Here is a 23,678-nt window from a genome sequence, read left to right on the forward strand (position 1 = left end):
GCCGGGCGTCCCGCGCGGGTCGACCGGCCTGCGCGCCCAGGGCGCCGCGCCTGCGCGAGGGGTGTCGCGTCTACGCGCAGGGTGTCGCGTCTACGCGCAGGGTGTCGCGTCTACGCGCAGGGTGTCGCGTCTACGCGCGCAGGGCGTCGCCCAGGTGCCTGCGGGAGGTGACGCCGAGCTTCCTGAACACCTTGCGCAGGTGGTACTCCACCGTGCTCGCACTGATGAACAGCTCGGCGGCGATCTCCTGGTTGGTGGTGCCCCCCGCGGCGAGCCGGGCCACCCGCAGCTCCTGAGGTGTCAGGTCGTACCTGGCGCTGGGAGTGCGGACACGGGCCTGCTCCCCGGTGGCGGCCAGCTCCATCCGGGCCCGCTCGGCGAAGGCGGCGGCGCCCATGGCCACGAACCTCTCGTGGGCGGTCCGCAACTGCTCGCGAGCGTCGAGACGGCGGTTGCGCCGCCGGAGCCACTCGCCGTAGAGCAGGTGGGTGCGGGCCACCTCCGTGGCCAGCGGGGTCCGCTCCAGCAGTGCGAGCGCCTCCCGGTAGAGCCGCTCGTCGTCGGCCAGGAGAGCGCGGCTGCGGGCGAGCACGCCCAGCGCCCACGGGGTGCCGCTCGCCTCGGCGCGCTCGCTCAGCCGCGCCAGCGCCCGCTCGGCCACCGCGGTGTCGTTGTTGCGCACCGCCGCCTCGACCAGATCGGGCAGGACCCCGCCGCCGTAGTGCGGCGGATCGGCGGCGTAGCCGGCCTCCCCGGCGGCCTGGGCTTCGGCGTAGCGGCAGTGGCCGAGCTCCAGCAGCACGAGGGCGGCGCGGGCGAGCTGCACCTGGAGGCCGCCGGGCCGTTCGGCGTCGGGCCCGGCCTGGATCGCCACGGCGGCCAGCGTGCGTTCCCTGTCACCGCGCCAGGCGTGCAGCATGACGTCGCTCGTGCCGGCGAAGCGCAGGTCCGCGCCGATCGCCGCCGCCACGTCCATGAACTCGGCGAAATGCGCCTCGGACGCGGCGAAGCGGCCGCAGAGCAGCGCGTGGGTGGCCGAGCCGTGCGCGCCCGCCTGGAGCATGCGCAGCGCGCCCTGGCGGCGGGCCGCCGCCGAGAAGCGCCGCGAGCAGTCGCCCAGCGCGTCGATGTCCCACAGGTCGAGGGCGAGGACGGCGCCGAGCAGGAACCAGCGCGCCGCGTCGCCGTTCTCCGCGCCTTCGGCCTGCATGGCGAGCAGACCCTGCCGCATCAGCGGAACCGCCTCGCGGTAACCGACGGCGACCATGGTGGCGTGCGCCGCCAGCAGCACGTCCGCGATCGTGGGCTCACCCGGTACGGCGGGCGCCCGCAACGCGGCCCTGGCCACCCGCTCGGCGCTCATGCCGGGGCCGACGCGGGCCACGACGATGGCCGCGTCGAACGCCTCCAGCAGGGTGTCCCTGGCGGCACGAGGGTCCGGCCCGGCCAGGACCTGAGCGGCCTGGAGCAGCAGCGCCACCGCGCCTTCCCTGCCGAGCATGACGTTCAGGAAACCGCGCAGCCGCATGGCATAGGCGTCCAGCGCCGCGACACCCAGATCGGGGGTGAGCAGTTCCAGCAGTTCCTCGCCGCGGTGCGGCGCGCCGGCCGTCAGTGCCGCCGCGCAGGCCGCCAGCAGCCGGCCGTTGCGCTGCGGCCCCGGCGGGGTCAGCTCGGCGGCCCGGCGCAGGAAGGCGGCCTGCGCCAGGTGGCCGCCGCGCTCGCGCGCCCGCTCGGCGCTGGCCTCCAGCTCGGCCGCGACGGCTTCGCTGGGGCCGTCGGCGGCCGCGGCCAGGTGCCAGGCGTGCCGGTCGGCGTCCCGCACGGGGTCGGTGACCGCGGCCAGGGCCGCATGCGCCTGCCGCCGCCGGGACGCGGCGGCTCCGCCGTACACCGCCGAGCGGATCAACGGGTGGCGGAAGTGGGTACCCGGGTTCGAGGCCAGGAACTCGCCGCGCTCGGCTCGTTCGACGGCCGCCTCGATGCCGGCGGGAGGCGCGGCCGACAGGTGCGCGACCGCCTGCCGTACCAGGGCCGGATCGCCGGTGGGGTCGGCGGCGGCGACCAGGAGGACCTGCTGGGTCAGCGAGTCGAGATCGCCGACCTGGCGCAGGAAGCGCGCTTCGAGCCTGCGGTCCAGGGACAGCGGCTCGCCGAAGCCCGGTTCGGCCAGCTCGCCCGCGGCCAGCCCGCGGCCGAGCTCGCGGATGGCCAGCGGGTTGCCGCCTGTCTCCTCGAGGCAGCGCCTGACGATCACCCGGTCGATCTCGGCGCCCAGGGAGGAGTCCAGCAGCGCCAGGGCCTCGTCGTCGGGGAGCCCCGCCACGTGGAGCTCGTCCAGCCCGGCCAGGCAGGCGAGGGCGGGGTCACCGTCGCGGACACCGAACAGCAGGACGATCCCGTCGGCGTACAGGCGGCGGGCGACGAAGGCGAGCACCTCCAGGGACTCGCGGTCCATCCACTGGGCGTCGTCGCAGACGGCCAGGACCGGGCGGTCGGCGGCGGACTCCGCGAGCAGGGTCAGCGCCGCGAGCCCCACCAGGAAACGGTCCGGCGGGGCCGCGCGCAGCAGGCCGAAGGCCGTCTCCAGCGCGTCGCGCTGCGGCCCCGGCAGCCGTCCGCGCTCGCCGAGGAAGGGCAGCAGCAGGCGGTGCAGTCCGGCGAAGCCCAGCTCCTGCTCGGCCTCCACCCCGGCGACCCTGGTGACCTGTAACCCGGCCGCGGCGCCGACCGCGTGGTCGAGCAACGCGGTCTTGCCGATGCCCGCCGGGCCGCTGAGGACCAGCACGCCGCTCAGACCCGCTGCGGCTCTGCCCAGCAGGCCGTCGAGCTCGGCGGTCTCCGCCTTCCTGCCACGCAGAACCATGGTCTCAGACTAAGGGTTTCCCTGATCGGCACCTGAAAGGCTAAGGGGTTTCAAGGACTCGATCGCCGGGTCCGAGGGGGGATGGTTCTTGGGACATCACTCACGTCCTGGAGAACGTTCATGAGCAAGCCCGTTCTGGAGCCGGCCGCGCAGGCCTTCGCCGACGCGACGGCGAACCCGCCCTACCTGTTCGAGCTGCCGCCCGAGGAGGGCCGCAAGGCCGTAGACCAGGTGCAGTCGCCCGAGATCGAGGTACCGGGCACCACCCGGGAGACCGTCGAGAACCTCACCATCTTCCGGCCCGCCGACGCGACCGGCCCGTTGCCGGTCATCCTGTACATCCACGGCGCCGGCTGGGTGTTCGGCAACGACCACACCCATGGCCGGCTGGCCCGCGAACTGGCCCGGGGCACCGGCGCGGCCGTGGTGTTCGTCAACTACAGCCTCTCGCCCGAGGCCCGCTACCCGGTGGCCAACCAGCAGAACCGGGCCGCCCTGCACTGGGTGCTCACCCATGGCGCCACCTTCGGCCTGGACGCGGCCAGGATCGCGGTGGCCGGCGACTCCGTCGGCGGCAACATGGCCGCCGCGCTCACCCTGACCGCCCGCGAGCACCTCAAGGCCCAGGTGCTGTTCTACCCGGTCACCGACGCCGGCTTCGACACCGGCTCCTATCGGCAGTTCGCCACCGGCTACTTCCTGCGCCGCGACGCCATGCAGTGGTTCTGGGACCAGTACACAACCAGCGACGAGCAGCGCGCCGAGATCACCGCCTCGCCGCTGCGCGCCACCACCGAGGACCTGGCCGGGCTGCCGCCGGCGCTGGTCATCACCGCCGAGGCCGACGTGCTGCGCGACGAGGGCGAGGCCTACGCCGACAAGCTGCGCCAGGCCGGGGTGCCGGTGGTGGCCGTGCGCTACCAGGGCGTCATCCACGACTTCGTCATGCTCAACGCGCTGCGCGACACCCACGCCGCCGAGGCAGCCATCAACCAGGCCGTCTCCTTCCTGAAGGGCATCCTGTGAGCCACGACCTCCAGCAGATCGAGCAGGCCAACGCCACCGGCAAGATCCCCGCGGTGTTCGTCCACGGCCTGTGGCTGCTGCCCAGCAGCTGGGACCGCTGGGCCCGCGTCTTCGCCGAGGCCGGCTTCGCACCCGTCACCCCCGGCTGGCCCGACGACCCCGACACCGTCGAGGAAGCCAACGCCCACCCGCAGGTGTTCGCGCACAAGACGGTCGGCCAGGTCGCCGACCACTTCGCCGACCTGATCGCCACACTGGACCGCAAGCCGGTCGTCATCGGCCACTCCTTCGGCGGGCTGCTCACCCAGATCCTCGCCGGCCGCGGTCTGGCCTGCGCCGGCGTGGCCATCGACCCCGCCCCCTTCCAAGGGGTGCTGCCGTTGCCGATCTCCTCGCTGCGCGCCGCCGCCCCGGTGCTGGCCAACCCCGCCAACATCCACCGCGCCGTGCCGCTGACCTACGAGCAGTTCCGCTACGCCTTCGCCAACGCCGTCACCGAGCAGGAAGCCCACGAGCTCTACGACACCTTCTGCGTCCCCGCCCCCGGCGCGCCGCTGTTCCAGGCCGCCGTCGCCAACGTCAACCCGTGGAGCGAGACCAAGGTCGACAGCCTCACCCCCGACCGCGGCCCGCTGCTGATCGTCTCCGGCGAGAAGGACCACACCGTCCCCTGGGCCATCGCCAACGCCTCCTACAAGAAGCAGGCCCGCAACGAACACCATCCCACCGAGATCATCGAGATGCCCGGCCGCGGCCACTCCCTGACCATCGACAGCGGTTGGCGCGAGGTCTGCGACACCGCTCTCGCCTTCGTGAAGAAGGTGCTCTGACGCGCCGACTCCTCCTCGCGCGGCGCGTCATCGCCTCGGGCTGACCGGCGGCCGGGCCCGCGGCGGCCGGGGGCGGACCCGGCCGCGCGACCTCCTGCGAGGGGCGGAAAGATCTCGGATCCGGGGTTTGCCGTCCGGGTTATCCTCGGCTCGCCCCCGAGCCTTGGAGCCGCGATGTCACGCAAGCTCAGGACCCTGTTATCACTCTTCGTGCTGGCCGTGACCCCGCTGGTCGCCGGCCCGTCGCCGGCCGTGGCCGCGGCGCCGTCCGGTGCCGCGGTCACGGCACCGGACGGCGAGAAGTGGATCACCCTGGTCACCGGAGACCGGGTGTTGCTGCGGCCGGACGCGCCACGCGGACAGGACGTGGTGGTCAGACCCGCCCGCGGGCGCGACCAGGTACGCTTCCGCAGCTACACCGACCACGGCGACACCTATGTGGTCCCGTCCGACGCCGAGGGACGCGACCGTGAGCTGTTCAACCTGACCAGGTCGGGAGGAGCGCGCCGGGCGGCGGCCACGACCACGGCGGCGGAGACCTTCGACGTCACCATCCGCGTGCTCGACCACCAGGGCCGCCCCACCTCGACCTGGTCGGCGGTGTTCAACAGCCTCGAGGTGGAGCAGTCGTTCTCCCCCCACGACCCCTCGGGCACGGTGGTGGCCAAGCTCCCGCGCGGCTCCTACTACCTGCAGGCGGAGGTGCGGACCGGGCCGCTCGTCACGCACATCGTCGAGCCGCTGTTCGTGGTCGACGGGGACCGTACGCTCGACCTGGTGGCCACCGAGGGCAAGCCGGTCGGCATCACGCTGGACCGGCCGGAGGCGGTCGGCGGCGAGGTCGCGTTGATCTTCGAGCGGTACACGCCGGACGGCCGGTTCGTCGGGCAGGGGTACCACGCGGTGAACTTCGCCGACACCCTGGTGCGTCCGTCGACCACGGCGGCGCCGCCCGGACAGTTCACCTTCTACGTCGCCGGGCGCTTCGCCAAGCCCGACGGCGCGGGCGGCTTCGCGGGCAGCCCGTACCTCTACCACCTCCAGTGGGTGCAGCCCGACAGGGTGCCCGCGGACCTGGTGCGGCACATCCCCGACGGCAACCTGGCGACCGTCGACTCGACGTTCGCCGCGTCGGCCCCCGGCAAGGTCGGCCAGAAGGACTACCTGGTCTCGGCGCCGCTGCCGTTCTCCCTCAAGGAGTACTACATCCCCGACACCCACTGGCTGTCGTCGTTCGGCCAGTTCGACGGCGCGGTCGGGGCCACCCCCGAGATCATCACCTACAGCGGACCCAAGGTGTTCACCGCGGGTACGGTCTCGCGCGAGAGCTGGGGTGTGGCCGCGTTCGGGCCGTCCTTCCCGCCGGCGTGGCCGTGGTCCTGGACGAAGGCGGTGCGGTCCGGCGACACCCTGGACGTCGAGATCCCGCTGTTCACCGACCAGAACCCGATCAGGGAGACGCGCTCCACGGTCGACCGGGCCGCCACCGTCCTGTACCGGGACGGCAGGGTGGTCGGGCACACCGCGCTCCCCGGCAAGGGCTCCTTCACCTTGCCCCCGGGCGACGGCTCCTACCGCCTGACGGCCACGGCCCGCCGCGGCGGCGTCTCGGGCCTGTCGGCCGAGGTCCGCGCGTCATGGACGTTCAGGTCCGGCACGGGCGAGCAGCGGCTGCCCCTGGCCGTGGTCCGGTTCGCGCCCGGCCTGGACGAGTACAACCGGGCGGCGTCAGGGCCCTTCTCCTTCCCGGTCTACGTGCAGCGGCAGGACGGCTCCACGCCCAGCGCCGTGCGGCGGCTGAACGTCGAGATCTCCTACGACGACGGGCGGTCGTGGCGGTCGGTGCGCCTGGAGGGCGCGGGCGACCAGTGGAAGGCGACGGTCTGGCACCCCAGGTCGGGGCACGTCTCGCTACGCGCCGCCCTCGTCGACGCTTCCGGCAACCGCGCCGAGCTCACGATCCTGCGGGCCTACCGGATCCGCTGAGCCGTAACAGCCGAGGACCCCGCCATGGAGATGGCGGGGTCCTCCGCGTGGTGCGCCTCCTCGTCGAGACCGTGCCCCCTTCCGCGTCCGCAGCGGCGGCGGGGGCGGGGGCGAAGGGGGGCGGGGGCGAGGGCCGGCATCCACGGCGGGAGGGGAGGACGAGGAGACCTCGTCCTCCCCTCGACGGTTCAGCCGGTCAGCAGGAAGGAGCGGATCAGGCCGACCATCTCGGCCGTCTTCTCGAAGATCGCGAAGTGGCCGCTGTCGACCTCGGCGTAGGCGCTACCGGGAATGGCGGCCCGCAGCTCCCGCGAGCGTTCCACCGGGACGATCTCGTCCCGGGTCAGCCCGATCACCAGCGTGCGAGCGGAGATCTTGGGCAGCAGGTCCCGGATGTCGGCCTGGAGGTCCAGCTCGATCTGGCGGGCCAGGCCGGGAGCGGGCTGGTTGGCGGCCAGCACGGCGTTCAGCCCCTCGTCGCTGAGCGCGCTGAGGTAGCCGGGGGTGAAGCCCTGCAGCATGCCGAACCTGCTGAACAGGTCGAAGTCGGTCCGCGCCAGATCGCGCCAGAGCCCGAAGTTCAGCCGGTGCCGTACGTCGTCCCCGTGCGCCCAGCCGGCGATGAGCACGAGGCTCCTGACCAGGTCGGGGTGGTGCGCGGCGGTGGCGGCGGCCACCACCGCGCCCAGCGAGGCGCCGACCAGATCCACCGGACCGGGCGCGGCCGCCCGGGCGACCGCCACGACCTGGTCGGCCAGGCTCTCGACGGTCAGCGGCGCGCCGCCGTCCGTGGTCCTGCCGCTGCCGCTCAGGTCGGGCGTGACGACGGTACGGCGGTCGGCGAAGCCGCCGACCACGTGGCCCCAGCTGGCCTCGGCGCCCGCCTGCGTGCCGTGCAGCATGATCAGGCCAGGGCCGGCGCCGGTGAGCGCGTAGTGCACGTCGGCGTCGGCCACGGTGACCTTGGGCATGGGCTACTTCCTCCTGGGCGGGTAGTCGGTGACGGGGGTGAAGGCGACGGGCAGGCTGGCCAGGCCGCGGAACATCGAGCTGCGCTGGTAGACGAACTGCTCCTCGGGGATCGTCACGCGCAGGTCGTCCAGCCAGATGAGGCGCTCCAGGGCGGCGGCGATCTCCAGCCGGCCCAGGATGGCGCCCAGGCAGTAGCGCATGCCCGCACCGAAAGACATCGGCTGCACGCCGGTGCGGGTGATGTCGAAGCGGTCGGGGTCGGGGAACTCCGCGGGGTCGCGGTTGGCCGCGCCCATGAGGGCCACGACGAAGTCGCCGGCGGGCAGCGTGACGCCGCCGAGCTCGACGTCCTCGGTGAGCCTGCGGCTGTTGGACTGCACGGCCGAGTCGTAGCGCAGGCACTCGCTGACCGCGTCGGCCATGCGGTCCGGGTCCTGCCTGAGCAGCCGGATCTGCTCGGGATGGTGGATGAAGGCCAGGATGCTGTTGGAGATCTGGTTGGTGACCGTGTCGTGCCCGGCGAAGACCACCGAGATGATCGTGCTGATGATGGCGCTCAGCGTGAGCGGCCGGTCGCCGCCGCCCCTGCCCTCCTCCAGGGCCTCCAGCATGACGCCGATGAGGTCCTCGCCGGCCCGGTCGGGCCGTTCGGCGATCAGCTGGGCCAGGTAGTCGCTGAACTGGCCCATGGCGATGTGGCCGATCCTGATCTCCTCCTCGGTCGGGACGAGATCCAGGGTCGGGGCGATGTCCAGCGACCAGACGCGCACCTTCTCGTGGCCTTCCTCAGGCACGCCGAGCAGCTCGCAGATGAAGATCAGCGCGAGCGGCGCGGCGAAGTCCTTCACCAGGTCCATCTCGCCGCGCCGGACCAGCGGCTCGAGCAGCTCGTCGACCACGCGGCGGATCTGCGGCTCCATCGCCCGCATGCGCTTGGGCTTGAAGGCCGGGCTGATGAGGGAGCGCAGGAACCCGTGCTGCGGGTCGTCCTCGAAGAAGATCGTGTCCCGCATGACCTCCTTGAGCGCGCCGGGGCCGACCATCTCCTCCCAGTGGTCGCGGACGTTGGCGCAGGCGAAGCGCTTGTCGCTCATGGCCGTGCGCACGTCCTCGTAGCGGGTGACGTACCAGGTGCCGTCCTTGCCGCGGTGGACCGGGTCGTGGCGGAGCAGCCAGTGGTAGAAGGGATAGGGGTCGCGCTGGTAGGTGGGGTCGAGGCAGTCCAGGCCGGTGGCGGGAACGGGGGAGTCGGTGTCGGTCAGCTGTGTCGTCATCGGTTGTCTCCGGGTCAGCCGCGGACGGCTTCGACGGCCCAGGCGGGCAGCCGCCCCCGTCCGCGATCGTCGGTGTCGAGGTTGAGCCCGGCGGACCGGAAGAATCCGGTGGCCGTCGCGGTGACCAGGAAGGTGTCCACGCGCAGCGCGGTGATGGTCCAGCCCGCGCCGCCCAGGGTGGTGCGGAAGTCCTGCTCGGAGATCGTGAAGACGCCCGGGACCTCGACGGTCACCGCGTCGGAGAAGCAGACGACCAACAGCTTGGCGCCGGGCCTGGCGGCGCGGTGGAGCTCGGCGGCGTAGCGGTCGCGCTGCTCGGCGTCGAGGCAGTCGAAGACGCCGCTGTCGATGATCGTGTCGAAGCGGCAGTCGTAACCGCGCAGGTCGGTGACGTCGGCGACGGCGTACTCCACCTCGGCGCCGCGGTCGCGCGAGCGCTGCCGTGCCCACTCGATCGCGGTGGGCGCGATGTCCACGCCCGTCACCCGGTATCCGCGGGCGGCGAGGAAGATCGCGTTGTCGCCCGCGCCGCATCCGACGTCGAGCACGTCGCCGCTGACCTGCCCCCTGCCCTCGAACTCGACGACCACCGGTTGTGGTTCCCCGATGTCCCACGGGACCGTGTCGAATTCCATCCCCGGCACCGGAGACGCACCCCGGTAGAGGGTTTCGAAATCGGCGGCTACTGTCTCCGACATGACGACTCTCCTCCAGAAATGCCCTTTTTGCTCCTTTCTATAGGAAAGGGAAGGAAGTGAGCTGGGGGTGTTTCTTGCTGCTGACAGATTCTTTTCGATCTCCGCCAGATTCCGTATGTGGCGGGATACGTTGTCACCATGGCTGAAAAAGCGGTACCTGAGCGTTTGTCATGGGCGGTGGAGACGCTGGAGCTCGCGCCTTCGGATCGTGTGCTGGAGATCGGATGCGGCCGCGGCGTCGCCGCCGCGCTCGTCCTCGACCGGCTCAAGGAGGGCACCTTCGCCGCCATCGACCGGTCGCGGGTGGCGATCGAGGCGGCCAGGCAGCGCAACGACGTGAGCGTCGCGGCGGGCAGGGCGAGCTTCGAGGTTATGGGACTCGAGGAGGCCGCGTTCGACGACGGCTCCTTCGACAAGATCTTCTCGGTCAACGTCAACCTGTTCTGGACGCGCTCCCCGGCCAGGGAGCTGACCGCGCTGCGCCGCTGGCTGGCTCCCGGCGGCAGCCTGCACCTGTGCTGGGAGCCGCCCGGCGCGGGACGCGCCAGGGAGATCGTCGACAAGGTGGTCCCCGCCGTCGAGGCGCACGGGTTCGCGGCCACCCCCGTGACCGACGTCACCTCCACCTCGGCCGCCCTGGTGTGCATCGTGGCCCGCCCGCGCGACTGAGTGGTCCGAAGGTTGTACGGCGGGCTGCCTCTTTCGGTCCTGCGGTCCGACCTTCGGTCCGGATGCGTTGAAGGAGCCCGTTCGCCGCGTAGCGTCGCGGACATGGCCGATCCCGGTCGAACCTCTGGAGGGGATGGCTGTGAAGGTGAACGGATCCACGAGCGGGCTCCCCGTCCTGGAGCAGGCGAGCTACCACCACTCCCTGCACGGGGAGAGCGCCGGCTTCCTGCGGGTGGCCGTCCATGTCGACAACGACCTGGTCAGGCACGGCCTCAACGTCATGCTCGGCGCGCTCGCCCCGGTACGGCACGTCCGGCTGTGCGCGCTCCGCGCCGAGGTGCTGGAGCTGGCCCGCCAGCGGGCGTTCGACCTGCTCATCCTCGGCCTCGGCGGGCTCAACGGAGCAGAGGTGTGCATGCTGGCCGCCGAGGTGTGCCGGCACGACGTCAAGGTGCTGGTGCTGATCGCCGGGGTGGACGAGGACGGCCTCGACCTGGCCACCGCGGTGCCGTGCAACGGCTTCCTCGTCCAGGACGAGCTGACCGCCCAGGCGTTGGACGCCGCCATCTCCGGCGTGGTGGCCGGCGACGTGCCGATGCCGTCGTTCCTGGCCAACCGGCTGCTGAGTCGGGCCAGGGCGGACTTCCGCCAGTCGCAGTCGCGTATCAACACCCTGACCCCGCGCGAGCGTGAGGTGCTCGACCTGTTGGTCGAGGGGCTCGGCAACAAACAGATCGCGCTGCGCCTGCATATCTCACAGCACGGCGTCAAACGCCTGGTGTCCAATGTTCTGGCGAAACTCAACTGCTCGAACCGGACCCTCGCGGTGGCCATCGCCTTGCGGAGCGCATACGGCGCCTAGTCGAAATTCGTGTTTTTCCATCACGTCCCCGCCTTGGATGTGCGGGGGCGTGATTTTCGCTGTTCGGCGGCTTTTGGGCTAGCCGGATGGCTACCCCTAGGGGGGTGCCCATCTAGGTCTTCAGATAAGGCGGCGTCCGTGCTGATATGAGGAAAATGGTGATGATTTATATAGAAAAATGAGAAAGGGGACAGGCGATGCGCCAAATCAGAGTGAAAAAGCCTAGAAGGGCACCCGCGGTACTCGAAACTCTTGATCTTCGCACTCCTTCCGGCCGGGTCCTGTCCTACTAGATCCAGTGAGGTAGACCATGACCGCGACACTGCTACGTCGCGCGCTCGCCCTCGATCCCGCGCGGCTCACCCTGGCCCGGCTGGGCTTCCCCCAGGCCGCCCCCGGCGTGCGTGACCGGCTCGACGAGGTGGTCCGCAGCTTCGTGCGCGGCTACAACGACGGCCTCACCCAGTCCTCCGGCCCGCTCGACCTGTCCGGCGTCACGCCCGAGTTCCGTGGGTTCGCCTACGAGGGCGCGGCCATGAGCAGGTGCCTGCTCGACGTCCTGAGCCTGTCGGGCGGACGGCGGCTGCGCGACCTGCGCGAGGATCGGGGCGCGGGTTACATCCATCTCATCACCGTCGGCGCGGGATGGGCCTACGCCCGGCTGCGGCTGCCGGTCTGGCGGCTGGCCCGCCCCTGGCATCCCCTGCTGGGCTGGCTGGCCTGGGACGGCTGGGGCTTCCACCAGGCGTTCTTCCGGCCCGAGGCGGTCTTCGGCCGGCAGTGGATCGAGCGCGCGGCCCGCGGCCCGGTCAGAGCGATCAGGGACCAGGGCGTGGGCCGCGCGCTGTGGTTCTACGGAGCCGCCGAGCCCGAGCGCGTCGCGGCGACGATCGAGCGGTTCGCCCCCGAGCGCCGGGGCGATCTGTGGGCCGGGATCGGGCTGGCCGCCACCTACACCGGCGCGCTGGCGGCCGACGGCGTGGACGACCTGGCCGCTCTGGCCGCGAGCCACCGCGCGGACCTCGCCCAGGGCGCCGCCTTCGCGGCCAAGGCGCACCACCTGTCCGGCATCGAGCCCGCGGGCACGGCGATCGCCGTGGAGAGATTGACCGGCGCGGATCTGGCCACCGCGGCTGCGTGGACCGACCGCGCCTTCGAGCAGGTGGTCAGCCTGCCCAGCTCCACCACCGCCTACGAGGCGTGGCGTGCGCGGATCCGCCACGCCTGGGCGGAGGCCCACCAGGCGAAGGAGACGACATGATCGAAAGACTGCGGACGGGTGCGGCCGCCTTCTGCTCGGTGGTGCTGATCACCGGCGGGGTCTTCGCCGCGCAGGCTCCGTCCATCTCCGCCGCGGAGGAGGACCGGCTCGCCGGCCGCTTCGCCTTCCGGCAGACGGCGCTGAACACGACCGACACCCGGCGAACGGTCCGGGCGGTGGCGCCCGCCTACAAGCGGATCAGCCACTGGATCTCCTCCGTCGGCGCCGGTCTGGCCATGGACGACGTGGACGGCAACGGGCGCCCGGACGACGTGTGCCTGGTGGACACGCGGGACGACTCGGTGACGATCCGCCCGGTGCCCGGCACGGGCGACCGCTATCCGGTCGTCACGCTCACGCCCGGCAGCCTGCCGTACACCTCCACGATGGCGCCGACGGGCTGCGTGACCGGCGACTTCGACCAGAACGGCAGCACCGACGCGATGGTCTACTACTGGGGCCGCTCGCCGGTGCTGTTCCTGCGCACCGGGAGCACGTTGGCCTTCACCGCGCAGGAGCTGGTCAAGCCGTACCAGGTGTGGAACAGCAACGCGGCCTCGCTCGCCGACGTCGACGGCGACGGCAGGACCGACATCGTGATCGGCAACTACTTCCCCGACGGCGCGCGGGTGCTCGATCCGGCCGCCCGGCAGGACGAGCTGCACATGCAGACCTCCATGTCGTCCTCGGTCAACGGCGGGGTCAACCGCATCCTGCTGAACGCGGGCAAGCCGGGCGAGGCGCGGTTCTCCGACGTGCCCGGCGTGCTGGACGCGGCCGTGGCCAGGAGCTGGACGCTGGCCATCGGCGCGCAGGACCTGAACGGCGACGGCCTGCCCGAGCTCTACTTCGCCAACGACTTCGGCGCCGACCACCTGCTGCGCAACCTGTCGACGCCGGGCCGGCCCCGCTTCGAGGTCCAGGGCGGCATCAGGCACCTGACGACGCCCAAGTCCAAGGTCCTGGGGCGCGACTCCTTCAAGGGCATGGGCGTCGCCTTCACCCACCTCAACGACGACGGCGCGCCCGACATGGTGGTGAGCAACATCACCGAGGAGTTCGCCCTCCAGGAGAGCAACTTCGCCTGGGTCAGCACCCGGCGCGAGGTGCTGGGCGCGGGCGGCACGGCCCACTACGACGACCTCAGCGAACCGCTCGGGCTGTCGAGGTCGGGCTGGGGCTGGGACATCAAGGCCGGCGACTTCGGCGGGGACGGCGACGTGCAGGTGCTCCAGGCCACCGGGTTCGTCGCCGGTGAGGACAACCGGTGGGCGAACCTGCAGGAGCTGGCGATGGCCAACGACGTTGTGGTGAGCAATCCCACCATCTGGCCACAGGTAATCCCGGGCGATGATATTTCGGGATCTGATCCCAATCCCTTCTTCGCGCGAGACCGGGACGGCCGCTTCCACGACATCGCCGCCCGGCTCGGCGTGGCGGACCCCGGCGTCTCCAGGGGAATCGCCCTGGCCGACGTGGACCACGACGGCAAGCTGGACTTCGCCGTGGCCAACCAGTGGCGCGCCTCCTACGTCTACCGCAACACCAGGCCCACCGACCTGCCGTACCTGGGCCTGACCCTGAAGCGGCCCGCGGGCTGCGGCTCGTCGACCGCCACGACCCCGGCCGTCGGCGCGAGCGTGACGCTGCGCTCGGGCGCGGCGGGCATCTCCGCCGGTCAGCTCTACCCGGCCAACGGCCACGGTGGAGTCTCCGCCTCCGAGCTGCTGTTCGCGCTGGCCGACCCGAAGGCCCCGGTCCCGGTCACCGTGACCTGGCGTGACGGGTGCGGCACCCGCCACACCACCGACGCCACCCTGAAGCCGGGCTGGCACGAACTGGTTCTCCGTCCGGAGGTATGACCATGAAACGCGACCCCAGGACGGCGGCCCTGCGCCGGTTCGCCCTGTCCATCACGGTCTTCAACATCGTCGGCCATCTCCTTCTCGGCTTCGAGCAGGCGTACGTCACCCCGATCGCCACCATCCTGCTGGCCTACGTGCTGGAGCTCGGACTCGAGACGATCGACGCGCGGGCCAGGCGGCGGCCGGCGAAGTACCTGGGCGGCTGGGTCAAGCTCATGGACTTCCTGCTGCCGGCGCACATCAGCGCCCTGGCCTGCGCGATGCTGATGTACGCCAACGAGCGGCTGGAACCGGTGCTGCTCGCGGTGGTGATCGCCATCACCTCCAAGTACCTCTTCCGCGTCATGGTGATCGACCGCACCGGCAGGCGGAGCGTCCGGCACGTGCTCAACCCGTCCAACTTCGGGATCGTCGTCGTGCTGCTGGCCTTCCCCTGGGTCAGCATCGCGCCGCCGTACCACTTCACCGAGTTCGTCTCGGGCCCGGTCGACTGGATCATCCCGCTGGCCATCCTGTCCGCGGGCACCATGCTCAACGCCAAGCTCACCGGGAAGATCCCCCTCATCCTCGGCTGGGTCGGCGGCTTCGCGGCGCAGGCGCTCATCAGGACCGCCGTGGACGGCACCTCGACGTGGAGCGCCCTGCTGGTGATGAGCGGGACGGCGTTCATCCTCTACACCAACTACATGATCACCGACCCGGGGACCACGCCGGTGGCCCGCTGGCGGCAGGTCGCGTTCGGGGCGGGGACGGCCGCGGTCTACGGCCTGCTGGTCTCCTTCCACATCGTGTTCGGCCTGTTCTTCGCGCTGACCATCGTGTGCGCCATCCGGGGCGTCGCGCTCGCGCTCGTCTCGATCTCGCGGCGCAGGAGCGCGCCCGCCGGCGAGCCGGTCCTGGTGCCGGAACCCGCCGTCGCCCGCTGAGGAGCTGATCATGAGTTCTGCGATCGCCATCGTGGGGACGGGCTGCCGATACCCTGACGCCCGCGACCCCGGGCAGCTGTGGGAGCTGGTCCTGTCGCGCCGCCGGGCCTTCCGGCCGATCCCCACGGTCCGGCTGGGCTCGGGCTACCGCAGCTCCGATCCCGGCGACCCCGACCGCACCTATGTCGGGTACGCCGCGGTGCTGGAGGGCTGGGAGTTCGACCGGTCCCGCTTCCGCATCCCAGGCCCGGTGTACCGGGCCACGGATCCGGCGCACTGGCTGGCCCTCGAGGTCGCCGCGGACACGCTGGCCGACGCCGGGTACGGCGGGGCCGAAGGGCTGGACCGGCGACGCGTGGGCGTGGTGGTGGGCAACACCATGGCCGGGGAGTTCAGCCGGGCGGCGGCCCTGCGGCTGCGCTGGCCGTACGTGGAAGGCGTGATGCGCGAGGTGCTCGCGGCCGAGGACCCCGCGCGCCTGCGTGGCCTGCTGGCGCGGGCCGAGCAGATCTTCAAGGCGCCCTTCGCCGAGCCGTCCGACGAGACCCTCGCGGGCGGGCTGGCCAACACCATCGCCGGCCGCATCTGTAACTACTTCGACCTGGGCGGCGGCGGCTACACCGTGGACGGGGCCTGCTCGTCGTCGCTGCTGGCGGTCATCACGGCCTGTACGGCGCTGCGCGAAGGGGAGGTCGACTTCGCCCTGGCGGGCGGTGTCGACCTCAGCCTCGACCCCTTCGAGCTGGTCGGGTTCGCCAGGACCGGCGCGCTGGCGAACGGAGCCATGCGCGTCTACGACGCCCGGCCCACGGGGTTCTGGCCCGGCGAGGGCTGCGGAATGGTCGCGCTGATGCGGTTGGACGACGCCCTGGCCGCGGGCCGCGCCCCGGTCGCGGTCATCAGCGGCTGGGGCGTCTCATCGGACGGTCAGGGCGGCATCACCCGGCCCGAACGGGGCGGGCAGCTGCTGGCGATCGAGCGGGCCTACCGGCGCGCCGGGTGGGGGCCCGAGACCGTCTCACTGTTCGAGGGACACGGAACCGGCACCGCTGTCGGCGACAGCGTGGAGCTGGCCGCCCTCATGGAAGCCCAGCGCGGCGGCCGCGAGCTACCGCCCGCCGCGTTGGGCTCCATCAAGGCCAACATCGGCCACACCAAGGCGGCCGCCGGGGTGGCGGGGCTGTTGAAGGCGGCCACCGCGCTGCAGCGCCAGGTCATCCCCCCGACCACCGGCTGCGAGGAGCCGCACGAGCTGCTGCGTGCGGCCGGGGCCCCGCTCCGCGTCGTCGCCGGGGCCGAGCCCTGGCCCGACGCGCCCCTGCGGGCGGCGGTGAGCGCCATGGGGTTCGGCGGCATCAACGCCCACGTGGTGCTCGAAGCCGCCATGCGGCCGGTGGGTCGTCCCCTTACCGCGCCCGAGCGCAGCACGGCCGGGCGTCCGCGCGGCCACGAGGCGTTCGTCTTCGCCGCCGACACCGTCGAGGAGCTGGCGGCGACGCTGGCGAGGACCGCCGAGGTGGCCGCCGCGATGTCCTTCGCCGACCACGTCGACCTCGCGGCGAGCCTGGCGGTCTCGACGGGCCGGCGCCGGTACCGGGCCGGCATCGTGGCGCGGGATCCGGCACAGCTGGGCAGGCGCGCGGGGCAGGCGGCCGCGATGCTGGCCGGGGCAGGCGAGGCCAGGTTGCTCACCGCTCCGGGGATCTTCGTCTCCGGCATCGCCGAGGGCCGGGTGGGCCTGCTGTTCACGGGACAGGGCGCGCCGGTGCCCACCGGTCCCGGCGCTCTTTCCTCCGTGCTGCCCGAGGTCCGCTTCGGCACCGGGGAACGCGGCGACGGGCCCGTGGACACCTCGGTCGCCCAGCCCCAGATCTTCTCGGCGTCCATGGCCGGCCTGCGCTGGCTGGACCGCCTGGGGGTGACCGCCGTCGCCGCGGCCGGGCACAGCCTCGGCGAGATCACCGCCCTGTGTTGGGCCGGCGCCTTCTCCGAGCCGGACGCCCTGGACCTGGTCACCTTCCGCGGCCGGGTGATGAGCGAGGAGGGCGAGGCGGGGACGGGCATGGCCGCCGTCCACGCCCCGGCCGAGACCGTGGCCCGCCTGATCGACGACACCGAGCTGGTGATCTCGGCGGACAACGGCGCCTCCCAGGTCGTCGGCGGCCCGGTCGGCGAGCTCGAACGGGTGCTGGCGAGGGCGCGCGAGGCCGGTCTGCAGTGCACCAGGCTCCAGGTGAGCCACGCCTTCCACACCAGGGCCATGCTCGCGGCGGAGTGGCCCCTGTCCAGCCACCTGGCCGAGATGGAGATGGCGCCCATCTCCCGGCCCGTCTACTCCACGATCCTGGGTGCGAAGGCGACGCCCGCGACGGACCTGCGACGGGCGCTGGCGGCGCAGGTCACCGGTCCGGTGCTGTTCCGCCAGGCCGTCGAGCTGCTCTCGCGCGACTGCGACCTGCTCGTGGAGGTGGGGCCGGGCAGGGGGCTGGCGACCCTGGCCGCGGGCATCACCGACGTGCCCGCCGTCTCCCTGGACGTGGGGGCGGCCTCGGCCGAGGGACTGTGCCAGGTGGCCGCCGCGCTGCATGCCGTCGGCGCCGTGGACGATCTGCGCGCCATGTTCGCCGCGGGCTTCCACCGGCCCTTCGACCTGTGGCGGGACCCGTCCTTCCTGGTCAACCCGTGCGAGCGGACGACAGGGGAGCTCCCGGTCCCCGCCGAGCCCGGCGGGGACGCCGCGGCCGGCGACGTCGACGCGCTGGTGCGCGATCTGGTCGCCGCGGCGCTCGAGCTGCCGAGCGAGGCGATCAGCGAGAGCGACCTGCTGATCGGCGACCTCCACCTCAACTCGCTGCGCGTGGCCCAGCTCGTGGTGGACGCGGCCAACGCCTGCGACCGGGCGGTGCCCGAGCTGCCGCCCTCTCTGGCCGACGCCACGGTGGCCGACCTGATGGCCACCGTGCGGGAGCTGCCCTCCGGGGCCAGGGAAGCCGAGCCTGCGGTGCCGCGCGGCCTGTCGCCCTGGCATCGCCTCTTCGTGCCCGAGGCGCATCCCGTGGAGCCGCCCGACGCGCCCGCCGAGCCCCATGCCTGGCAGGTGCACGGTCTCGCGCCGCTGCGTGACGCGGTCGAGCCACGCCTGGTCACGGCGCCGCACGGGCCTCCCGCGGTGCTGGTCTTCCTGCCCGCCGACCCCGGCGATCAGGACATCGCCGTCCTGGTCGACGCCTCCCGTCAGGCCGTGGCCGCCGGAACGCCGCTGGTCGTCATCGACCAGGGCGACACCGCCTCCGGCTTCGCGGGAACGCTCCGCCAGGAGCACCCCGGCCAGATCGTCCGCCTGGTGCGCGCCGACTGCCCCGGCCGCTGTCCGGTGGCCGCCGAGGCGCTGGCCAAGGTGATCGCCGCTCCCGCCGACATGGCCGACGACCTGCTCGTCGACGACGACGCGCGGATCTTCGCCGTCACCCACCGGCCGCTGGAGCCCGCCACCGGCGCGCACATCGGGCTCGGCCCCGACGACGTGGCGCTCGTCACCGGTGGCGGCCGGGGCATCGGCCTGGAGACCGCTCTCGCGCTGGCCTCGCGAGGGGTACGGCTGGCGCTGCTCGGCCGCGGCGACCCCGACCACGACGAGGAGCTGCGCGCCAACCTCGAAAGGCTGCGGGAGGCCGGGGTGGCATTCCACTACATCGCGGCCGACGTCTGCGACGCCGCCGCCGTCCGCCGCGGGGTCGCGCAGGCCACGCGGGCCCTGGGCACCATCACGGCTCTCGTGCACAGCAGCGGCGTCAACCGCCCGGCCAGGTTCACCGACCTGAGCGCCGCCGACTTCGCCGAGCATGCCGCGCCCAAGGTGGGCGGGCTGCGCACGGTCCTGGACGCGCTGGACACCGACCGGTTACGCGTCGTGATCACCTACGGATCGGTGATCGGCAGGTACGGCCTGCACGGCGAGGCCCACTACGCGCTGGCCAACGGCCGCATGCGCGAACTGGTGCGCACCCTGCGGTCCCGCCTGCCCGCCGCCTACGTGTGCAACCTCGACTGGACGGCCTGGTCGGGCGCGGGCATGGGGGAGCGGCTGCACGTCCTGCACGACCTGGAACGGGCCGGTGTCACGCCGCTGCCCGCGGCCCGCGGCGTGCAGTTCCTGCTCCAGGTGCTGGCGACGCGCCCGGAGCCGGCCTCGATCGTGATCTCCGGCAGGCATCCCGCGCTGGACCGCGCCGCGGACACCGCACCGGGAACGGCCCGCTACCTGGAGCACGTGCGGCTGCACGTGCCCGGTGTCGAGCTGGTGGCCGAAGCCGTCCTCACCGCGGAGCTGGACGCGTTCCTGGCCGACCACCGGATCGACGGGCTGCGCGTGCTGCCCGCGGTCTGCGCCATGGAGGCCATGGCGCAGGCGGCGCGGCTGCTGACCGGGCAGGCCGCGACCTGCCTGGAGTTCGGGCGCTTCACCCGCCCGATCGTGGTCCCCGAGGAGGGGGGCCGCACCATCCGCATCTGCGCCCAGGTGCGCGAGGACAAGGGGGTCGACGTCGCGATCCTCAGCGACGAGACCGGCTTCGCCGTCGATCACTTCAGCTGCCGGGTCGCGGGCCCCGCGCAGGAGGCGGCGATCCCCGAGGTTCTGGAGGTACCGGCGCGCCGGTCGCCGGTGCCGCCGCACGAGGCCGCCCGGCTGTACGGCCCGCTGTTCTTCCACGGGCCCGCCTTCCAGCTGCTGCGAGGCTACGAGCATCTGGAGGCCACCGCGTGCACCGCGGTGCTCGCGCCCGGTGGTGCGGCAGGCGACACCGAATTGGGGGACCACGCGCGCAACGACGCCACCATCCATGTGCTCCAGGCGTGCGTTCCGCACCGCCGCCTGCTGCCGGTCGGCTGCGACCGCCTGACGGTCCACCGGCGGGCGGTCGCGGGCGACCACCTGGTGCTCGCCGCGGCCGAGCGGTCCAGGCAGGGCGCCGACTACACCTACGACGTGGTGGTCTCCCAGGCCACGGGAGAGCCGGTCGTCACCTGGGAGGGGCTGCGGCTGCGGGACGTCGGGCCGCTGCCGGCCTTCACCCGCTGGCCGCGGCTGCTCCTGAGGCCCTACCTGACCCGCGCACTCGCCTCCCACCTGCCCGGTGCGGACGTCGAGCTGGACCTCGGCGAGGACCTCACACTCGAGGTCCTGCCGCCGGACTCCGCGATGCTGGCGGGCGCCGAGCTCGCGCGAGCCGTACCGGACGGCGCGGACCCCTGGCCCGGCCTGACCCGCGAGCTGGTACGGCTGGCCGCCGAGCCGGTGGGCCACGTGCTGGCCCGCACGCGCGGCCTCCGGGACTGCCTTGCCAGGGCCGGACGCGACGACGAGGCGCCGCCGGAGATCCAGGGCGTCTACGACCAGGGCTGGGCGGTCCTGCGGTCGGGCGACGACCTGCTGGTCTCCGCCCTGGTGCAGGTCGAGGGGGAGGACGACCCGGTCGCCATCACCGCATTCATGGAAGGAGAACAGTGCGCCCTTACTACGCCTATGAGCACCTCGTGACCTTCGCGGACACGAACCTGGTCGGCAACGTCTACTTCGCCCGGCACCTGGCCTGGCAGGGGGAGTGCAGGGAACGCTTCCTGGCCGAGCACGCTCCGGAGATCCTGGCTCAGCTGGGCGACGACCTCGCGCTGGTCACGCTGGCGTGCTCGTGCGACTACTTCGGCGAGCTGTACGCCTTCGACCGGGTCTCCATCCGCATGACCCTCAGCGGCCTGGAGCAGAACCGCGTCACCATGGGCTTCGCCTACTACCGGGTCAACATCGACCCCGCCCAGCTGGTGGCGCGGGGATCCCAGACGATCGCCTGCATGCTTCGCACGGAGCGGGGGCTGACGCCGGTGGCCGTTCCGGACCGGCTGCGGCGGGCTCTCGAGCGCTATTCGGATCAGCTGGTAGGTGGAGGAGTGCAGTGAACACACAGATCCTGCGATGGCGCGAGGGCACGGCACGGCGCCGGGTCGCGGCCATGCCGTCAGGTACCAAGACCGCGATCAGCATCGTCGGCTGCGGCCAGATGGGCTCGGCGCTGGCGCGGGCGTTGTCCGGCAAGGGCACCCGGCTGTTCCTGACCAGCCGGGTGCGCCGGTCGGCCGCCCAGCTGGCGCGGCAGGTCCAAGGCGCCGTCGCCGGCCCGCTGGAATGGGCGGTGGCCAACGGCGACGTGGTGATCCTGGCCACGCCGGTCGACGCCACGTGCGAGGAGATCGCTCCGCGCATCCAGGGCCTGGTGAACGACAAGGTGCTCATCGACGTGTCCAATCCCGGCCTGGTGGACAACCGGGGCCGGCCCGACATCTCCGCCGCCGAGCGCATCGCGCAGGCCATGCCCGGCGGGTACGTGGTGAAGGCGCTGAACTGCGTGGCCGCCAAGCGGCTCGGCGAGCTGAGCTCCGGCCACGAGCGGTTGACCATTCCCGTGGCGGGTGACGACATGTGGGCCAAGGCCTGCGTGGCCGACCTGGTCCACCGCATCGGCTTCGACACGGCCGACGCCGGAGCGCTGTCGAGCAGCCGCTGGATCGAGGGGCTCAGCTGGCTGCTGTTGCAGATCGAGAACTCGGCCGACGCGGACGAGACCGTGCGGCTGCCCTTGCTGCGGGTCGCGGCCGCCGAGGCGGGCGCCGCTCAGGGAGGAATGTCATGACCGTCACCCAGCAGCCCGTGCGGCCGGCCGCGGTACCCACCCGGCGCGCCCTGGTCGTCGTCCTGAGCGTCGTGGGCGGCGCCGTGCTGAGCATGATCTGGTCGGCGACGTTCGTCGACAAGGTCATCGGCGGCACCGTCGCCACCACCCTCCTGGGAGGCGACCCTCAGGACTTCGCCTTCACCGGCACCGCGGCGGGGATGATCTTCGCCTTCGTCACCGGCGTGGCAGGCACCTTCACCGCGTGCAACGTGGCCGTCTTCGGTGCCCTCGCGCCGATGTTCGGCGAAGGGGAGGGGGTGCGCGGCCGGATGGTCAGCGCGCTGCGCCCGCTCGGCTGGCTCGTCGTGGGCATGGTGGTGGTCTCCGCCACCTACGGCGTGATCGCCGCCCTGGTGGGCGACGGCATGCCGCAGGCCTCGACCGCGCCCTCCGGCCCCGGGCTCTCCCCGCGCTCCGTCCAGTCCATGGTGGCCTTCGGCCTGATCGGGCTGGTGATGATCTATCTCGGGCTGGCCGCGCTGGGCGTGGTCCGCGACCCGCTGCGGCGGATCTCGGCGCGCTTCCCGCACGCCCGTGTCCTGCTCATGGGCGCGCTCATCGGCGGGTTCCTCGTCGGCCGCCCGTACGGGCTGTTCCGGCAGCTCTTCCGGGACACCGCCGCCAGCCACGACCCCTTCTACGGCGCGCTGGCCTTCGTCCTGCAGTCGGCCGGCAACATCCTCCTGGTCGCGGTGCTCTTCCTGGCCCTGGCCGGGTTCGCGGGCGGCCGGCTGCACCGGTGGTTCACCGCCAAGCCGGGCCGGGCGGCCGTGGTCGCCGGGTCGGCGCTCCTCGTGGTCGGCGTGTTCACCCTGCTGTACTGGGACGTCAGGCTGCTGGCCCGCCGCGAGCTCATCTGGTATCCGATGGCGCCCTGGTCCTAGCCGACCGACAGCACCTCGCGCTGGACCCGTTCCACTTCGGGGGACGGGTCCACGCCCAGTTCGCTGTCGAGCACGGCACGCAGGTGCTCGTAGGCCAGCAGCGCCTCGCTGCGCCGTCCGGACCGGTGGAGAGCCGTGATGAGCTGCGCGTGGAACCACTCGTTCAGCGGGTGGGTCGTCACCAGCCCGCGCAACTCGCCCACGAGTTGGCGGTGCAGCCCCAGGTCCAGCTCGGTCTGGATGACCAGCTCGTACGCGTGCAGCCGCTTCTCCTCCAGGAAGACCGCGTGGGCCTGCAGCGCCCGCCCCTGGGCCACGGTGGCCAGGGCGGCGCCGGTCCACAGGTTCAGCGCCTGCCGGAACGTGCGGGCGGCGGTTTCCCTGTCGCCCTCCTCGAGCAGCCGGTGACCTTCGTCGAGACGCCGGTGGAACAGCGTGGCGTCCACGGTGTCCTCCTCGGCGCGCAGCAGGTAGCCGTGCGGCGTGGTGACCAGGCGGGCCCGGCCCAGCAGCGTGCGCAGGCGGTAGACGTAGGTCTGGGCGGTCGTCACCGCGGTCTTGGGAGTGCGCTCCCCCCAGAGCTCGTCCACCAGCGCGTCCAGCGGCACGGCCTGGTTGTTCGCCTGGAGGAGCAGCAGGGAGAGCACCTGGCGCAGGCGCGCCGCCCTGGGCGTGATGTCGAGTCGGTCGCGGCACACCGCGACCGGGCCCAGCACGCGGAACTCGATCATCTGAGCACCGTCCTTCCGCCCCGTGAACGGATCGACGGTACGGCCGGCCCCCGCCGTGGACAAGACCGCTCACCGAAGGTTCGCTTCGCGGTCCGAAGGA

At 72.5% G+C, this 23,678-nt stretch carries 17 protein-coding genes; 12 read left to right on the plus strand and 5 right to left on the minus strand.

The window, feature by feature from the left end; genetic code table 11:
* Positions 1 to 130: 130 nt before the first annotated feature.
* Positions 131 to 2,866, minus strand: a complete 2,736-nt coding sequence (locus ACWDLG_RS35720) for an ATP-binding protein (protein ID WP_449928618.1) — start codon at positions 2,864 to 2,866, stop codon at positions 131 to 133.
* Between the two features lie 120 nt (positions 2,867 to 2,986).
* Between ACWDLG_RS35720 and ACWDLG_RS35725 the strand changes: the two genes are divergently transcribed.
* From ACWDLG_RS35725 to ACWDLG_RS35735, 3 genes are all read left to right on the plus strand, one after another.
* On the plus strand, positions 2,987 to 3,892 hold the full coding sequence (locus ACWDLG_RS35725) for an alpha/beta hydrolase (RefSeq protein ID WP_449928620.1): 906 nt from the start codon (positions 2,987 to 2,989) through the stop codon (positions 3,890 to 3,892).
* Complete coding sequence (locus ACWDLG_RS35730; RefSeq protein WP_449928622.1) at positions 3,889 to 4,722, plus strand: alpha/beta hydrolase; 834 nt, start codon at positions 3,889 to 3,891, stop codon at positions 4,720 to 4,722. The genes ACWDLG_RS35725 and ACWDLG_RS35730 overlap by 4 nt, the downstream gene beginning before the upstream one ends.
* Positions 4,723 to 4,896: 174 nt before the next feature.
* A complete protein-coding gene (locus ACWDLG_RS35735; protein ID WP_449928624.1) occupies positions 4,897 to 6,708 on the plus strand; it encodes a hypothetical protein in 1,812 nt (603 codons plus the stop codon).
* A 188-nt stretch (positions 6,709 to 6,896) separates the two neighbouring features.
* Here the strand turns inward: ACWDLG_RS35735 and ACWDLG_RS35740 are convergent, their stop codons facing one another.
* From ACWDLG_RS35740 to ACWDLG_RS35750, 3 genes are read right to left on the minus strand one after another with little or no spacing between them, the layout of a single operon-like run.
* The gene (locus ACWDLG_RS35740) at positions 6,897 to 7,679 is read right to left on the minus strand and encodes an alpha/beta fold hydrolase (RefSeq protein ID WP_449928626.1); all 783 of its coding nucleotides are present in this window, start codon (positions 7,677 to 7,679) and stop codon (positions 6,897 to 6,899) included.
* A 3-nt stretch (positions 7,680 to 7,682) separates the two neighbouring features.
* A complete protein-coding gene (locus tag ACWDLG_RS35745) occupies positions 7,683 to 8,954 on the minus strand; it encodes a cytochrome P450 (protein ID WP_354915547.1) in 1,272 nt (423 codons plus the stop codon).
* Between the two features lie 14 nt (positions 8,955 to 8,968).
* Entirely contained in the window at positions 8,969 to 9,589 is a 621-nt protein-coding gene (locus ACWDLG_RS35750) for a class I SAM-dependent methyltransferase (protein WP_449928629.1), read from the minus strand.
* Between the two features lie 201 nt (positions 9,590 to 9,790).
* On the opposite strand from ACWDLG_RS35750, the gene ACWDLG_RS35755 reads away from it, so the two are divergent.
* The 9 genes from ACWDLG_RS35755 to ACWDLG_RS35795 all read left to right on the plus strand — a co-directional run bounded on the left by ACWDLG_RS35755 (position 9,791) and on the right by ACWDLG_RS35795 (position 22,847).
* A complete protein-coding gene (locus ACWDLG_RS35755) occupies positions 9,791 to 10,321 on the plus strand; it encodes a class I SAM-dependent methyltransferase (protein ID WP_449928631.1) in 531 nt (176 codons plus the stop codon).
* Between the two features lie 139 nt (positions 10,322 to 10,460).
* Positions 10,461 to 11,183, plus strand: a complete 723-nt coding sequence (locus ACWDLG_RS35760; RefSeq protein WP_449928633.1) for a helix-turn-helix transcriptional regulator — start codon at positions 10,461 to 10,463, stop codon at positions 11,181 to 11,183.
* Between the two features lie 310 nt (positions 11,184 to 11,493).
* Positions 11,494 to 12,444 (plus strand): DUF1702 family protein, encoded by a 951-nt coding sequence (locus tag ACWDLG_RS35765; protein WP_354915537.1) that lies wholly within the window; start codon positions 11,494 to 11,496, stop codon positions 12,442 to 12,444.
* Positions 12,441 to 14,306: an FG-GAP repeat domain-containing protein gene (locus ACWDLG_RS35770; protein ID WP_449928635.1), complete on the plus strand. Its 1,866-nt coding sequence runs from the start codon at positions 12,441 to 12,443 to the stop codon at positions 14,304 to 14,306. Before ACWDLG_RS35765 ends, ACWDLG_RS35770 begins: the two co-directional genes overlap by 4 nt.
* Positions 14,307 to 14,308: 2 nt before the next feature.
* Positions 14,309 to 15,235 (plus strand): enediyne biosynthesis protein UnbU, encoded by a 927-nt coding sequence (locus ACWDLG_RS35775; protein WP_449928637.1) that lies wholly within the window; start codon positions 14,309 to 14,311, stop codon positions 15,233 to 15,235.
* A 10-nt stretch (positions 15,236 to 15,245) separates the two neighbouring features.
* Entirely contained in the window at positions 15,246 to 20,774 is a 5,529-nt protein-coding gene (locus ACWDLG_RS35780) for a type I polyketide synthase (protein WP_449928639.1), read from the plus strand.
* Positions 20,741 to 21,190, plus strand: coding sequence for an acyl-CoA thioesterase (locus ACWDLG_RS35785; RefSeq protein ID WP_449928641.1), 450 nt, complete (start codon positions 20,741 to 20,743; stop codon positions 21,188 to 21,190). Before ACWDLG_RS35780 ends, ACWDLG_RS35785 begins: the two co-directional genes overlap by 34 nt.
* Positions 21,187 to 21,921 carry an NADPH-dependent F420 reductase gene (locus ACWDLG_RS35790; RefSeq protein WP_449928643.1) on the plus strand — a complete coding sequence of 245 codons (735 nt, stop codon included), beginning with the start codon at positions 21,187 to 21,189 and terminating at the stop codon, positions 21,919 to 21,921. The genes ACWDLG_RS35785 and ACWDLG_RS35790 overlap by 4 nt, the downstream gene beginning before the upstream one ends.
* Entirely contained in the window at positions 21,918 to 22,847 is a 930-nt protein-coding gene (locus ACWDLG_RS35795; RefSeq protein ID WP_449928645.1) for a hypothetical protein, read from the plus strand. Before ACWDLG_RS35790 ends, ACWDLG_RS35795 begins: the two co-directional genes overlap by 4 nt.
* Here ACWDLG_RS35795 and ACWDLG_RS35800 read toward each other — a convergent pair.
* Positions 22,844 to 23,578: an AfsR/SARP family transcriptional regulator gene (locus tag ACWDLG_RS35800; RefSeq protein WP_449928647.1), complete on the minus strand. Its 735-nt coding sequence runs from the start codon at positions 23,576 to 23,578 to the stop codon at positions 22,844 to 22,846. The genes ACWDLG_RS35795 and ACWDLG_RS35800 overlap by 4 nt on opposite strands.
* Between the last annotated feature and the right edge of the window lie 100 nt (positions 23,579 to 23,678).

Source organism: Nonomuraea sp. NPDC003727 (assembly GCF_053586935.1).